The organism is Chryseobacterium pyrolae, assembly GCF_025153485.1.
GTDB classification, from domain to species: Bacteria; Bacteroidota; Bacteroidia; order Flavobacteriales; family Weeksellaceae; genus Chryseobacterium; species Chryseobacterium antibioticum.
This window is the reverse complement of record NZ_JANZQH010000002.1, coordinates 392,411-408,166: the sequence shown is the minus strand read 5'-3', so window position 1 is coordinate 408,166 and position 15,756 is coordinate 392,411. Positions and strand designations below refer to the sequence as shown.

13 protein-coding genes are annotated in these 15,756 nt (G+C 36.8%); 7 read left to right on the top strand and 6 right to left on the bottom strand.

From position 1 onward, the window contains the following. Positions 1-5 precede the first annotated feature (5 nt). A complete protein-coding gene (locus tag NZD88_RS05160) occupies positions 6-1,517 on the top strand; it encodes a carboxypeptidase-like regulatory domain-containing protein (RefSeq protein WP_259827962.1) in 1,512 nt (503 codons plus the stop codon). Between the two features lie 384 nt (positions 1,518-1,901). Here the strand turns inward: NZD88_RS05160 and NZD88_RS05155 are convergent, their stop codons facing one another. The 6 genes from NZD88_RS05155 to NZD88_RS05130 form a co-directional block, all read right to left on the bottom strand. Continuing rightward, positions 1,902-2,552, bottom strand: a complete 651-nt coding sequence (locus NZD88_RS05155; protein ID WP_259827961.1) for a response regulator transcription factor — start codon at positions 2,550-2,552, stop codon at positions 1,902-1,904. Positions 2,553-2,777: 225 nt separating this feature from the next. After that, positions 2,778-3,248: an OsmC family protein gene (locus tag NZD88_RS05150; RefSeq protein WP_259827959.1), complete on the bottom strand. Its 471-nt coding sequence runs from the start codon at positions 3,246-3,248 to the stop codon at positions 2,778-2,780. Positions 3,249-3,258: 10 nt separating this feature from the next. Further along, complete coding sequence (locus tag NZD88_RS05145; protein WP_259827957.1) at positions 3,259-4,185, bottom strand: hypothetical protein; 927 nt, start codon at positions 4,183-4,185, stop codon at positions 3,259-3,261. A 181-nt stretch (positions 4,186-4,366) separates the two neighbouring features. Then, entirely contained in the window at positions 4,367-5,926 is a 1,560-nt protein-coding gene (locus tag NZD88_RS05140) for an Rne/Rng family ribonuclease (protein ID WP_169235577.1), read from the bottom strand. A 368-nt stretch (positions 5,927-6,294) separates the two neighbouring features. After that, on the bottom strand, positions 6,295-6,585 hold the full coding sequence (locus NZD88_RS05135; protein WP_002984212.1) for an HU family DNA-binding protein: 291 nt from the start codon (positions 6,583-6,585) through the stop codon (positions 6,295-6,297). Between the two features lie 138 nt (positions 6,586-6,723). Beyond that, entirely contained in the window at positions 6,724-7,395 is a 672-nt protein-coding gene (locus NZD88_RS05130) for a response regulator transcription factor (protein WP_259827932.1), read from the bottom strand. Positions 7,396-7,575: 180 nt separating this feature from the next. Here NZD88_RS05130 and tssO point away from each other — a divergent pair, with 180 nt between their 5' ends. The 6 genes from tssO (at position 7,576) to NZD88_RS05100 (ending at position 15,717) form a co-directional block, all read left to right on the top strand. After that, on the top strand, positions 7,576-8,109 hold the full coding sequence (gene tssO / locus NZD88_RS05125; RefSeq protein ID WP_259827930.1) for a type VI secretion system transmembrane protein TssO: 534 nt from the start codon (positions 7,576-7,578) through the stop codon (positions 8,107-8,109). A 16-nt stretch (positions 8,110-8,125) separates the two neighbouring features. Next, entirely contained in the window at positions 8,126-8,650 is a 525-nt protein-coding gene (locus NZD88_RS05120) for a type VI secretion system transmembrane protein TssO (protein ID WP_259827929.1), read from the top strand. Positions 8,651-8,698: 48 nt separating this feature from the next. Next, positions 8,699-9,607, top strand: a complete 909-nt coding sequence (locus NZD88_RS05115; protein WP_259827927.1) for a PKD domain-containing protein — start codon at positions 8,699-8,701, stop codon at positions 9,605-9,607. Between the two features lie 45 nt (positions 9,608-9,652). Further along, positions 9,653-12,052, top strand: coding sequence for a type VI secretion system protein TssR domain-containing protein (gene tssR / locus NZD88_RS05110; protein ID WP_259827926.1), 2,400 nt, complete (start codon positions 9,653-9,655; stop codon positions 12,050-12,052). 440 nt (positions 12,053-12,492) lie between these two features. Next, complete coding sequence (gene tssD, locus NZD88_RS05105) at positions 12,493-12,897, top strand: type VI secretion system tube protein TssD (protein ID WP_185194879.1); 405 nt, start codon at positions 12,493-12,495, stop codon at positions 12,895-12,897. A gap of 324 nt (positions 12,898-13,221) precedes the next feature. After that, entirely contained in the window at positions 13,222-15,717 is a 2,496-nt protein-coding gene (locus NZD88_RS05100) for an ATP-dependent Clp protease ATP-binding subunit (RefSeq protein WP_259827925.1), read from the top strand. Positions 15,718-15,756 lie beyond the last annotated feature (39 nt).

Sequence of the window (15,756 nt, the reverse complement as noted above, 5' to 3'; positions counted from 1 at the left end):
GAACTATGAAAACTTTAATCAAAATACTCAGCATATTCATCCTTATTTTTTGTCTGTTTTCATGTGATGAGGATCTTGTGGAACAGGCTCAGACAGGAGCATTGAAAGGAAAAGTTGTAAAAAGGGGTACCAATGTGCCTATTTCTAATGTGAAAATTTTTACAGCACCAACTACGCAGACGGTTTTCAGCGGCACAGACGGGACATTCGAAATTGCTGCGATGCCGATAGGAAATTACTCTGTAAAAGCAGAACTCTCTGGTTATATCACCAATTTTCAGGGGGTAAACATACAAAATGAGAACCAGGTAGTAACCGTGGTTTTTGAAATGGACGATGATGAATCGCTCAATTCTCCTCCTTCCGCACCGCAGCTCTTAAGTCCGGTAGACAATGCGGTGAACCAGCCTTTAAACGTCGAACTGACGTGGACCGCTACGGATCCAGATACGGCTGATGTTTTAAGATATAGTTTAACAATTAAAAATAACCTAGATACTCATGTGATTCAGGTTAATGATTTGACGGCGACTCATTATTCGCTTTCAAATTTGAAGTTTGGTGTTAGTTACTTCTGGCAGGTGTCTGTTTCGGACGGCATTCACCCGCCAGTTTTAAGTTCTATCAGTAAATTTACGACCAATACGGTTCCGGCCAACCGATACCATTATACACAAAAACAGAACGGTAATTTTGTAATCATGTCGAGCGATGAGCAGGGAAACAGTTTTCCGTTTACTAATTCATCATACAACAGCTGGCGACCGAGAAAAAATAATAATGCCGGACTGATTGCATTTCTGCGCACCGAAGGCGGAAGTACCCATGTTTATACCGCAAACCCTGATGGATCCAATCCTTTTAAGGTGACCACGGTCCCTGCTGCAGGTTTTAATAATTATGAGATGGATTTTGCCTGGAGTACAAACGGTCAGGAGATCCTCTATTCAAATTTCAATAAATTATACAGAATTAATAAAGACGGAAGCGGACTGACTCTGGTCTACACCACTCCGGATGGCAGTATGATCTCTGAATGCGACTGGAGCTATGATGGCAGCAGAATCGCCTTAAAAACGAATGATTACAGCGGTTATAGCACAAAGATTTACATCATTGATATAACGGGAAGTGTTTTGAAAACCATTTTGTCAGGGTCTCTGGGAGCGGCAGGCGGACTGAACTTCTCTGTGGATGGGCAAATGCTTGTATACACCAGAGATATGTCAGGATACCAGGACGGAAGCGGAAATTACCGACAGCTAGATTCCCATATTTTTATCTATAATCTGACCAATGATACGGTTTTTGATATTTCTACGGAGAGCGAAAAGCCGCTGGGAACCAATGATCTTGATCCTAGATTTTCCCCGAATAACGCTCAGGTGATCTTTATGAATACCTCTAATGATAATATTTCGCAGAAAAATGTGATGGTTATTAATCTGAACAGTACAATGACAGATCTTTCGAGAGCTTCTCTTTTCACCAACGGCGAAATGCCGGATTATGAATAGGAGGAGAAAGGAATTTTGAATAGTAAATGGTCAATTGTCAAATGATGATTGATCATTTCCTTGTGTTTGAGTGTTTCAGGGTACGAGATCGTAGAATTTGAGAGTACTAGGGTTTTGGAGTGAATGAGTTCAGCGTTAATTATGATTGTTTTTTATTCTAAGATAGTTGGGGAATTATTGAATCAATAACTTAAAAGTCTCAAATCTCATGTCTGAAATCTGAAATCTGATGTCTAATGTCTAATATCTAAAAATCTTGATTCTTGAACTTAAAAATTCGCCATTCACTTAAGACGCAAAATTCACTGTTGAATTCAATTCCCTTCCAAAAAAGTCCAAACCTTAGGTTTGGACTTTTTTGGAAGGGAATTGAATTAGTTTTCATCAATCAATAATGTGGTTTTCTAAGGCGTATTTTACAATTCCGACGGAATTTTTTGCGTTTAATTTTAAAAGAATTCTTTTGCGGTGGGTTTCTACAGTATTGATGCTTATAAATAGTTTTTCACCAATATCTTTGCTGCTGAAACCATCACATATCAGTTTAAGGATCTCCATTTCCCTGCGTGTCAGTGGTTCTTTGATGTGAGGATTGGGTTTTCCTTCCTCACTGCTGATAAAATTGATCATTCTTTCTTTTGCATTGTCGCAGATGTAGATCTCATTCAAAAGCAACACATTGATAGATTTCAGAAATTCATCGTATCTGCTGTTTTTGTCAAGATAGCTTTTTATGCCTTTGTTAAAGAGCTTTCGGATCTCAGTCATATCATAACTATTGCCTATGACAATAATTTTGATTTTTTTGTTGGTGGAGGTAATGTCTTCTACGAGTCTGAAAATATCTGTAAGCATAAGCATATTGGAGCTTATGACCAGAATTTCCGGGGGATCTTCTTTTAATTGTTCAAATAAGGTTTCATAAGAATTACAAATGTCAATCGTGTTAAAAATTTTGCTCTGTGAGAGCAATTTTGATAAACCTTCTGTGTACAGCAGTGGTTCATCAAAAATGGTTAATCTTGGTTTCATCATGGTTAGTTTTGTTTATATAAAAATATAAAAAAAAACTTTACATTTTACGTAATAATAACAAATAATTGTAATTTTTTACATAATAAATGATTGTAAAATTGAAATTTTATTGATTATTTGATAAATAAATCTCTTTATGTGGAGTTTTAAATTGAAATTTTAGAGTTATCATAGTTAAAACCCAGTATCAAAAGGACTTTTATGGGATTATATCTGTAATGAAAATTATTTAACTGCCACAGTAGGGATATGTTTTATTGGAAAATTCACCGATCGGGCAATAAAACAAAATTGGCTGGCCTTATGATGAAGTTCTTTTGCTTTATTAATCATTGATTCTTCGGTAACAGTAACTGCAGGATGTAGAGTAACCGATGTGAAATGCCCGCTTCCGTCAGTGGTTTCCGTCATAATTCCCGTAGCTTCGTCTGTATAATCGGTGACAATGATTCCTTCTTCAGAACAAAAATGAAGATACCAGAGCATATGACAGGAAGAAAGCGAGGAAAGGAACATGTCTTCAGGATTGTGCCTGGTTTTATCTCCACGAAAGGCGGGGTCAGAAGAACCCTCAATAACCGCTTTATTTTCAATATTGACAGTGTGGCTCCTTTCGTAGGTTCTATAGCTGCTGGTGCCTGTGCCTTTGTTTCCTGTCCAGTGGATTGTTGCTTTATAGTGGTGTTCTTTACTCATTGTAGAAAGATCATTTTATTGTAAAAGGTATTTTATAAATTTTACTTAAACCGTTTTCACCTTCGTTAATATATTCCTGAAAATCGGATAGAGTTGTGAATTTTTTTGGAGATACATTATTTCTTTTGCTGGTAAAGTATAAAATCTGGTTTTTTTCATCATAAAAAGGGCAGTATTCCATGAACTTGGTATTGATGGGAACCCCCAAATTCTCTGCTTTCTGCCATTTTCCATCAGAGCCTTTTTGGGAAATGTAAAGATCCCCGCTTCCCTGTCCGCCTTTTTCATTATATTTTGTGAAAAGTATAAAATTTTCCTTTTTAGAAATAAAAGCATTGAATTCATATCCATTACTATTGATGTTTTCATCCAGTATTTTCGGATCAGAATATTTGTTGCTTTCCCATTTACAGAAATAAATATCATCTTTCCCCATGCCTGTAGGTGATTCCATGGTGAAATATAAATTTTTATTATCGGAGAGCGTAGGGAAGAACTCATTCAGGACAGAATTGACAGGCTTACCGATATTGATAGGGTCAGACCATTCTGAACTTTTATTTTTCCTTTCCACATACCATATATCAAAATCTTTTTTTTCTGCTTTTGTTCTGTCTAAAGGACGATCAGAAGCAAAATATAATCGGGTTCCACTATCAGCTAAAAAAGGTTCCAGATAAGAGTATTCATTATTGAAAGGTAATAATTGAGGCTCAGACCAATTGTTTTTTTCTTTTTTGATATAGGCAATTTGGGAAATTTCCTGATTAGGACTTTGTATGGTGAAAAAAGCCTCATTTCCATCTCCGGAAACTGAAAAATCCCTTACATTGAGAAATTGGTTGAGCTTTTTATCAAAGAGTTTTATTGGATTTGAATCCTGAGCATGAAACAAATTGATGACAAGAAGGAATAGAGTTGTAAATATATTTTTCATCTTTAGAAATCAATAGTCTAATTTAATTAAATAATCCAATTGTTTATAATAATTGTATAAAGCTCTAATTGATTGTTTTCTAGTAATCTGAACATTTAATTATGGGGATTGGATTCCTAAGAAAGACAAAGTTTTGTAATATAAAAAACCTCCAGACAAGCTAGAGGTTTAGAATTTTGTGTTAGTTAGAATATCCTATCAATTCTTCTTTTTTCGAATTGTAAATCTTGTATTCTAAATATTTGAAAGAATCCCGTGGAATAATGGTTACCCATTTTTTATACTTTATAAACCATTTCATCTGGATGCTTTTGATGCCTTTTGTAAGGTAAGCTTCCACGAAAGGATGTACATGCAGATAAAGTTTTCCTTTATCCTTCTGTATGATATTTCTTATGGTTTCTTCCAGTCTTTCCACAACAACAATCGGAGCTGTGATTTCTCCATCTTTGTTCGGGTTTTCTTCTTTGGTTTCGATCTGTTTTTCCGGGCGGTTTCTTTGTCTTGTGATCTGGATCAATCCAAATTTGCTCGGGGGAAGAATTTTGTGGCGTGCTTTGTCACGTTTCATTTCTTCTTTCAAATGTTCAAACAAATCTCTTCTGTGGTCGGGGTTTTGCATGTCGATAAAATCAATAACGATAATGCCACCCATATCACGAAGACGCAATTGTCTTGCGATTTCTGTTGCTGCCATTTTGTTCACGTTCATAGCGTGTTCTTTATTGGCTGAATTTCCGGTTGTGATGTTATTTCCGGAATTAACGTCGATCACATGAAGTGCTTCTGTGTGTTCAATGACGAGGTAAGCTCCTTTTGAACTTGGAATATTAACGTGTTTTCCAAAACTCTGTTTGAGCTGTTTTTCAACGTTATAATATTCCAGAAGAGGAATGTGGGAATTATAAAACTGGACAATATTCTTTTTTTCCGGGGCTATGACTTCCACGTAGTTAGTCATTTCCTCTACCATTTGTTCATCATCACAGATGATGCTTACAAAATCCTGGTTGAAATTGTCCCTTAAAATAGCGGAAGCTTTGTCTTCTTCACTTAAAACTCTGGCGGGCACCTTACTTTTCTGAATGTTTCTAAAAGTGCTTTCCCATTTCTGGATCAGCTGATTCATATCATTATGAAGGTCTGCCACTTTTTTTCCTTCCGCAACTGTTCTTATGATCACTCCGAAACCTTCAGGCTTGATGCTGTCGATAAGGGTTTTCAGTCTTTCTTTTTCCTCAGTAGTTCTGATTTTTTTAGAAATGGAAACTTTGTTGTCGAAAGGGATGAGAACCAGAAAACGGCCGGTCAGAGAAACCTGGGTAGAGATCCTGGGACCTTTTGTGGAAATGGGTTCTTTGGTGATCTGAAGCAGAACGAGATCGTCTTTTACAATGACTTTCTCTACGGTTCCGTTTTTGTCTATTTCGGGTTGTATCTCGAAATTTTTTAAGCTTGAAGCGCTCTGTTTTTTAGAAATAGTATCTTTTAAAAACTTTTTGTACGTAAGATACTGAGGTCCCAAATCCTGATAATGCAGGAATGCATCCTTATCGTATCCTATATTTACGAATGCGGCATTCAGATTGGGTGCCAGTTTTTTTACTCTTCCTACAAACAGATCTCCAACTATAAATTCGCTTTTGTCCTCTTGTTCATGAAGTTCACATAGTCTTCCGTCTTCCAGTAGTGCAATCTTTGTAAGATCATCTTCATGCGAAACTATTAGTTCTTTCTTCATTTTGTTATAAGATAAAAATTATTAAGATTATAGGGAATTGGCGTATTTTTTAGCAAATAAATAATATTAAATATAAGAATTTAGAATGAAATTGCTCTATTTTTTTAAAAATATCTGCAAGAGCCGCTATTTTTCCCTGAAATCTTATGGTTGCAAACAAAAATATAGTCAGTGATCTTTAAAAAATTAAAACCACCAACTATATTATTATATTGTAAATCTCGAGAAAAAGAGATTATTTTTTCTTATGTCTGTTCGCTCTTCTTCTTTTCTTTCTCTTGTGAGTTGCAACCTTGTGTCTTTTTCTTTTCTTTCCGCTTGGCATAATTTTAAATTTTTTAGTAACTAGTTAATATTCAGTTAATGTTTTATTTTACTGCGACTTTAGTTTTTACTTTCTCTACAAAAGATTTTGAAGGTTTGAAAGCAGGAATGTTATGAGCAGGAATCTCAATTGCAGTGTTCTTAGAAATATTTCTTCCTGTTTTAGCAGCTCTTGTTTTAATGATAAAAGATCCAAAACCTCTCAGATAAACGTTATCCCCATTATACATAGAAGTCCTGATCTCCTGCATAAAAGCTTCTACAACTTTCTGTGTTTCATTCTTTTCTGTTCCCAACTTATTTGAGATGGTGTTTACCAATTCTGCCTTTGTCATTTCCTTTTTTAATTTTAAATTTTAGGTGTGCAAATTTAGTTAAAAAAATTGAATACTAGCAAATTAGTGGTAAATTATTTTTGTTTAAAGAGTTAGAGTTTTCATGTTTAGCCTATATTAATATTACATTAAATCTGCCTACATGCTGGAATTGTAGTAGCCATTCTCTACACAGAAACGGATAAGATGCAGTTTTGTCTTAAGTCCAAGCTTTTCCGTAAGACGATTGATATAGGTGTCAATCGTACGTGTGCTCAGATTCAGCTTTTCTGCAATTTCCTTGTTGCTATAGCCTTCATAGCAGAATTTCATCAGCTGAATTTCGGTAGGAGAGAGCTCTTCCTGGCCTTTTTTCTGCCGTTCCATGTAGTTCTGCACTGCCAGTGGCTGCTGTTCCCATTCTTTAGAATACTGTTCGTAATCGAAGCCTTCAGAAGCAATGCTGCCTTTGATAATATCTTTGATGATATTGCTCTTTTTCTGGCAGTAATAGATGTTGGGGATTTTAGAAAGGATCTCAGCCATATCTTCCTGGTAGGTATTGGAATAAGTGACAATGGGAGTTTCCTCGTTGTTTTTCCGGATGTATTTGATGGCTTCTATACCGCTGAGTACCGGCATAAAGAGTTCTATGATAAATACATCTTCCTGTCTCCTGTAAATCCTGTTCACAAGCTCATGCCCGTTGTTACAGTCATTCAGAAGCATATAGAAGGGATTTTCCATAAGCGTTTTGATCATGATCTTCTTAAAGTAGAAATCACTGTCTGCTATGGAAAACCGGACTGTATTTGATAATAGTTTACTCACTTTTAATATCGATTTGGTGTAAGATATTTAAAATTCAGAGGCCTAAATTAAGAAAAACTTATGAAAGTTGAAATTAAACTTAGGTTAAATGGGGTTTTCACGAAATTTCCTTGGGGAAAATACGTATTGTACATAAATTTTTTTTTTTATATTTTCACAGGCCAAACAAATCGCAAAAATATGTCTACTACCAGGGAAAAAAAATTAAACAAATCTGACGTCAGAATAGGCATTTGGAAGTTTATTCTATCTTTCGCCGTTCTCTCTGTGGTGTCTTTTACGTGTTTATTTCTCTTTTTTAAGAGTTATAGCATACAAAGAGAAGGAATTACCAAAGAAGCACAAGACTACAAAGATCTTATGGTCCGCAGTGATCTTATGAAGGATCATGTAGAGAAAATCTATGAACTGATGAATCAGCTTACTATCGATAAAGTACAAAATGGTACTTTTCTCCGAACCAAAATTATGGATGATGTAGCTGATGTAAAACTCCTTATAAAAGGAGACAGTACGAGCAATTTCAAGCATTATGCTGTTCTGATGAAACAGATAGAGCCTATGCTGAAGTTGAAGGATGATATTTTAGAGGTAGAATACAACAAGAGAATCGTCCGTAGAGATCTTGAAGAATGTATGGAAAAGGTAGACAGAGCAAACAACCAACTTAAGAAAGATCCCACAAGAAATTTCACAGGAGGTAAAAGAAGATAATAAAAAAAGAAAACATATGCAGGGACATATTACATTATCCAAAAAAGAAAGGCATTATCAGTTTCTTTATTTAATACTGATGCTTGTAGCAGCCATGATATTCCTTGGAATCATTTTTCTAAAGGGATTTGAGTCTCCATTTTCAGATGAAGATGTAAGAGGAATACAGAGTCTTCAACATAAAACAGAATTTGAAAGCCACCAAAAAATCTTGCAGCCTGAAATGGACAGTGCCTATCTCAGAATCAGCAAAATCACAGATAAAGCTCCGGAACCTTTTGTAGAAAATAATATTTTTAATGGGATTAATGGCCTGGCGAGCTATTTTCATAGTACCGATGTGGTGGATATCCGTAAAGATGCCTATCCGCAGATCGCCAAATTCTATAAAATGTATTTTGAAGACAAAAAAGTTATTTCTACGACCGCAGAAGATATTAAAAAATTCAATCAACAGTTGGAAGACTGCAGAATTGGTTTTAAGAGTACACAGGACCGCCTGTATGAGAGGAACAATGCAATGAGAGAAAGGACCCAGTAACCAAAGAAATAAACATTCAGGGAATAAACACATCACAATCACTTAACTATGAATTATTTTCAAAAAAACAAAAAGAACATTATTATTGGTGTTATCGCAACGCTGCTTATAGCGGCCCTCGTTGCGTTATGGCTGCAGAAAAAGGTCATTCATTCTGCCGATGATATTGTGGGAGTCGTCTCTCCGTCTTCGATATCTGTGGGAGATACACTTATATTCGAGGACATGACCCAGTTCGCAAAAACCAGAAGATGGAATTTTGGCGACGGGAAAACTTCTGACCAAAGCAGAGGAATTCACTTTTACAGTAAACCGGGATATTATGCCGTAAGTCTGATCATTGATAACAAGTATACCAAGACTTTTCCTGTAATGGTTTCGGCCAGATATGTGAAGCCGAAAGACAGCGCTAAAATTGCTACAACCATAGAGGCTCCGGCACAGGCTATGCAGAATGAAAATGTACAGTTTCGTGCCATTTCAGAAGCCACTCAGTTTGCATGGGAGTTTGGCGAAACGGGAAATACGGATTCCAAAGAGAAGATGGCCATCTACTCCTTTAAAAAACCGGGCGATTACCGTGTAAAATTACTTACCGATGAAAAAGAGGAGCCTACTTATCACATGATTAAAATTCTTCCGGCCTACAACTCTCTGGAGCAGGATGAAGTACCGATAGAAGATTCCTACAAAAAGGTGGATGACGACTTCAAATACCACTTACAACAGATTGCGAACGGAAACAGTTTTAATATGCATTACAACTACCTGTTGAATAAGTATCTGTGTAACAACGAAAATACGGTAGTAAAAGTGAGCGACAGTAAGGCTAATAACTTTTACATGTATTGCGCAGGACTTCAGTTTGACAAAAATATTGTGATCCAGAGCGTAAAAGTGAACTTAGACGACAAACAGAACTGTGTGACGAAAGTCGATATCAACCAAAGCAAATAATACAATCCGGTATTCCGGACCCACCAATCATAAAAATAAAATAGGATGAAAAATAAATTTCCTCTAGCAGCATATTATATCGGATTATCAGTATTAATAACGAGCTGTCAGGTGAAGCTGCCTTCTAAAAGAACTCCTGAGCCGTCACAGTACGGGCAGGTAGACAACTCACCGGTAGTGAACGGATACCCTAAAAAATCAGTTCCGTGGATCGTGATTTCAGATAGGTCAAGAAATACGGCCTATCTTGATAAAAGTGACGAGAAGTCTTACAAAGAAGTTAAATTTCTTGAACCTTTAATGGTTCTGAAACATAGAGACGGAATGGTAAAAGTAGCGGAGTATATTCCGGATGCTTTAATGAAAAAAGTTTCTTCAAAATCCATTAAAACCTATGGCTGGATCCCTGAAACGGATCTTCTTCTATGGAACAATTCTTTAAAAAGCGAAAAAACAGGGTATCCTGTAAGAGTAGCTGTAGTTCCGAATAACAGCGAAGTCATAAGAAGTGCTGAGAGATACTATAAAAATGACTCTATTATGGTGTTCAATTCACCAAGCCTTATAGAAACGGCCAATGTCAAAATTCCTAACGGGCAGATGGTATACGTCTATAAGCAGGCGGAAAATAATAAGCGGTTTTTAGTAGGTAAAAAACCTTCCGTTGATATAGACAGCATCAGTACGAATCTTTACGGATGGGTCAACGCAAACGTAATCTCCGCATGGGGTGAACGTTCTGCCGTGAAAATTAATAATAATACAAAAATAACCGATTCTTCTTTGGGGATACATGAAGGATATCCGGGTGCAGCAGATTCAGATAGCAGAACCGCAATTCTTCTTACGGACACGCATAAAAGAACCCCTCTTGAGAATATTTATCCGGTAAGTTTAGCGCTAAATGAAGCCCCGACACCTGATTCTAAAACAAAGTATTTTACCAATGTTTTAGATTACAGTAAAAACTATATATTTAATGTTCTGGGCGAAAAGATTATTTTTGATCGCTACAGAGAGATCACAGAAAGAGATAAGAATATTAATATTGTTTTTGCCCTGGATGTAAGTGCTCCCAATGCACCTTACGCTCCCATTGTAAAATCTCTTCTTCAGGATCTGCAGCTTAGATTTGAAAAACCTTCTTATTTCAGTGGCGTAAAATACGGTGTGGTTCTGTATAAAAACAATCCATGCGGAGAAAATGTTCTGGTTTCAAACTTAAGCCCGGATTACAGCAAAATCACCACATTCATTACTGAAAAGACGAATGAAATGAACTGTACAAGCAACAGCGGGTATCAGCCTGTAGGGGAGGCTCTTACTGCCGCCGGAAACCTTCTCTCCAATGTTCCGGATGAAACCAATATTGTAGTGACTGTAGGTACTTCAGCCAACCAGAGCGGAAATATGTACAGCGTGATCAGTTCTCTTACACAGGCACAGGCCCGATTGATCATGTTCCAGACCAGCGCAAGATCATCTGACACGTATAATGATTTTGTATTGATGGCTGAAAATGTAGTGACCAATACAGCGAAAAATATTGCTGAACTTAAAAAAGAGAAGATCATTAATCAAAGTGATGTTCTTACTAAAAATAACTTCAGCCTTATTGAGGGCGATGCTGGGTTCTTCTCATTGGATTATCCAAAACAGAGTATGTCTCAGGGATTTGTTATTTTCCCTAAAAAAGGGGATATTGCAACGCCGGGCTACCTAAAAAAATCAGTAGACAGCCTTATTGCACAGGTTACTTTAGATAACCAAACGATTGACAAGTCGCTTAATGAATATTTCCACTCTTCTGTTGGAGCAGGAAGAACAGATGTAGATCTGAAATATAAATATCTGTTCCCGGGTCTTACCAATCCGGTTTCCGCAGGAATTGCAGCACAGCTGATCAACTATGGAAATCCATTCCTGGTAAAAGGATATATCCCGAAAGATTTAAAAGACATTAAACCGAGCATAGAAAAAGGAATCCTTATTTCTGAAACGGAATATGATAACTTAAAGAACTTCTACACGGAAGTTTATCTTAAGACTGGACCTGAAAAAGCAGATTTTAGTCAATCAAGAGCGATTAAAGAATATATCAAGCTCCTGAAAAAATATAATCCTACTTTAACATTCCTGGATAAGTCTGAACTGTACGAAAAACCAATGTCTTATGCCGTTGGATTAAGTACCGGTTTCGACAACTCTGAAGAGGAACTGATGTCTAAATACAAGCTGAAAGGCTGGAAAAAGCCGAAGATTGTTCTAAAGGAAAGGGTTAGAAAGTATTTCAAGGACTATAAAGAATTAGCCGACAGAATGCTTTCCCACAGAAATGATCCTGCAGTGAAAATTCAGCAGAACGGACAAACCTTCTACTGGCTTAATGAATATTTTATGCCAACCACTCAGACTGTTGAGGCACCGGAATACACCCAACATTAATCATTAATTTTATCATATGAAAAGCAGGAGTACAACTTCTGCTTTTTTTATTGATGGGAAATCTGAGACTAAGACTAAGACTAAAACTAAAACTAAGACTGAGACTGAGACAATGTGAGATTTAAACAATTTTGTAACCGAAATTCTTAAACATTAAACCTTATCAACCTTCAAACTTTCTCATTCGGATCCGTTTTTAGCATCCCAAAATAGAGTCTATTTCTCATATGAGTGTAAAATCTCTTACTATTTCTATATATCAGGATAATTGCAAAGCCTCTGCTAATGATCTCTGAGGGGGATTTTTAAATCCAAAGTCGTAGAACTACTACAAATTTTGAAATTTATATCCAAATGTTTTCAGAATAGAAATAAGCGCTTTATATTTGTTAAACAATCACCACATCACAAAATATTAATAACGGTTAAAGTTTACCATCATGGCGGGAAATTCAAGAGGAATCTTAAAATTCAATGGCGGAGGAGGACAGAAATTACTGAAACTGAAATACAGTGTATCCAGATCTACAGATGTTTCGGGACGTGTAGCATCAGATCCGTCTAATGCACTGATCAAAATTACAGTTGAAGCTACTGAAAAATCCGATATTTTGGAAAGTTTACTGAACGGAAAATATAAGCCGACAACAGGAGAAGTTACTTTCAACAAATCCCACGAAGAAGGAACATTGATCACTTTAAAATGGGAAAATGGATATGTAATCCAACATCAGGTAAGTTTCGACGCAGTAGACGAGAACAGTATGCTGATCAGTTTTGTAATAAGCGCAGAAACAATTGACTATGGCAACTCCAAATACACCGGATTTTGGCCATCTAACTAAGACACACTTTACACATCAACATTCATAAAAAAAGATCGTCCCTTAAAGACGGTCTTTTTTGCCTAAAATGTCATAAATAGTGTTTTTATGATGAAAAGAAGAAAAGAGTGATTTGTGGACATAATATTAAAAATATACAAGGTAAAATAAAACACATCAAAAAAACTTATTACTTCTCTAATCAAAGAATTAACTATCTTTAACCCTACATACATTCTACATAAAAAAGATATATTTGTAAGGATGTATTTTTTGACAGATAACACCAAATAATCTGATACAACAATAAAGAACACAGACATATTAATATTAGAAAAATTATAAATGGGAGTACTAGTAACCAACGAAACAGTAAAACAGCTATTTCATATTGCTCAGTCGATAGCGAAGGAAAATTATAATGCAACCTACGGCGGACCACATATTTTACAGGCCTTAATGCATAAAGATATCGGTCTTAATGAATTTCTGAAAAGCATAGATAAAGATCCCGGCTACTTTTATGAGTGGGCAGATGTCCGCATTGAAGATTACCCAAAGACAGCCCATCTTCCCGATGAGGTGCGTCAGGATGAGGCAGTAGACACTCTTGTTGAAGAAGCAGACGATATCCGCTTAAAATTAGGGCTGGATGAGATTACACCTATTTGTATCCTTACCGCTATTGTAAAACCTCAGGTTGTTTTTTCACTGCAACAGCTGAAATCACTTCCCTTGAGAGAACATGAAATTTTCAATTTATATAGAAAAGATACCCCTTTTGCCGTATCTGAAGACGGTGATTTTTCTTCACTTTTTTCAAACGGATCAGATTTTACAGATTCGTCATTTCCTTCCATTAAAAGCTATTGTGTAGACAGAACTGCACAGGCTAGAAAAGGAGACCTGGAAAATATTATTGGTAGAGATAAAGAACTCAGAATGCTTGTTGAAATTCTTTGCCGAAGAAGTAAACCCAATGTGATTATTATTGGTGAGCCAGGCGTAGGAAAAACAGCTTTGGTAGAAGGCTTTGCTACTGAAATTACCAAAGGAAATGTGCCTGAAATGCTTAAAAATGCCACTCTTCTCGAACTGGACACGGGCGCATTATTAGCAGGAACTTCTTATAAAGGTGAAATTGAAGACCGTCTGAAAAAAGTTATCAATGAATGTAAGAAAATTGAAAAAGCAGTTCTTTTCATTGATGAAATTCATACCCTTTTAGATCCAAAAGGAAGTATAGGAAACGTGGCGAATCTCCTTAAGCCGGAACTGGCAAGGGGCGAAATTACCGTAATCGGAGCGACAACCCAGGAAGAATACAGAAAAATCATTGAACCTGAACAGGCTTTCAACCGTCGTTTTGAAGTATTGACTGTCAATGAGCCCGATGAGCAGACTTGCGTAAAAATGATTGACGTTCTTCTTGATGGCTATAAAAAACACCACGGCATCGAAGTAGAAAAAACATCTATTCCCGAATGTGTACGTCTGGCCAAAAGATATGCAAAAGGTAAAAAGTTACCTGATGCTGCAATTGACCTGTTAGACCGGACTATGGCTGCCATTAAAATGCTGGACGAACTTTCAGAAAAAGAACTGGCAAGCTGGAAAGAAACCTACGAAACAATTTTAAAGGAAGAATATATAGACGCCAAAGATCAGGCGAATGAGCTGATCTGGAACTATAATCTTCTGAGAGATAAAATAAGTCCAATTCTTTGGGGATCATTAAGTGAGCAACCGACTATCGACAACTCCATGCCTGTTGACCAGATCCATAAAATCATTGATGACACTTATGCAGAGCTTTTACAGCATGCCGCCAAAAAAAGAGAAAAAGTAGACCGTCTGGAGCTGGCAGCAGTGATGGCGGCAAAAACAAATATCCCGATCGGAAAAATTCAGGCTCAGGAAAAAGAAAAACTTCTGAATATGGAATCCCTTTTATTGAACAGAGTTGTAGGGCAGGACCACGCCTTAAAAATTCTGTCGGATGCCATTGTTGAAAACCGAAGCGGACTTAACAAACCAGGACAGCCTATCGGATCATTCTTTCTTCTGGGACCTACGGGAACAGGGAAAACCGAGCTGGCAAAATCTATGGCAGAATTGCTTTTCAACGATGAGAAAGCGATGGTTCGTTTCGATATGTCCGAATTTAAAGAAGAACATTCAGCAGCATTACTGTATGGAGCGCCTCCTGGATATGTAGGGTATGAAGAAGGAGGAATGCTGGTCAATAAAATCAGACAGCAACCTTATACCGTTGTTTTATTTGATGAAATTGAAAAAGCCCACCATTCCGTTTTTGATGTATTCTTACAGATCATGGATGAAGGAAAAGTTCATGATAAACTTGGAAAAGAGGGAGATTTCAGCAATGCAATCATATTATTTACTTCAAATATAGGAAGTGAAGAGATTGTAAAACAGTTTGAAGAAGGAAAAGTTCCGGAATCATCCTCACTGATGCAGATCATGTCCAATTCAGGAAGATTCAGACCGGAGTTTTTAGCAAGGATTACAGAGATCATTCCTTTCGCACCGATTACGGAATCTATTGCGGAAAGGATTTTCAATATCCAGCTGAAATCACTTCATACCTCACTTACAAGATTGGGGATGAGTTTAAAGATCACAGACGAAGCGGTGAAAAATCTTGCCCTGGGAGGATTCAGCAGCAAATACGGAGCAAGACAGATCTCGGGAGTGATTCGTGCTCAGCTGGCAAGACCGATCTCCAAAATGATCGTGAGAGAAGAAGTGAAATCCGGGCAGACCCTTCACGTAGACTGGAACAGCGAGGAAGAAAAAATAAGCTGGAAGGTAGATTAACCATAAAACAAAGAAATCTGGTAAGTCCCAAAGCAAATT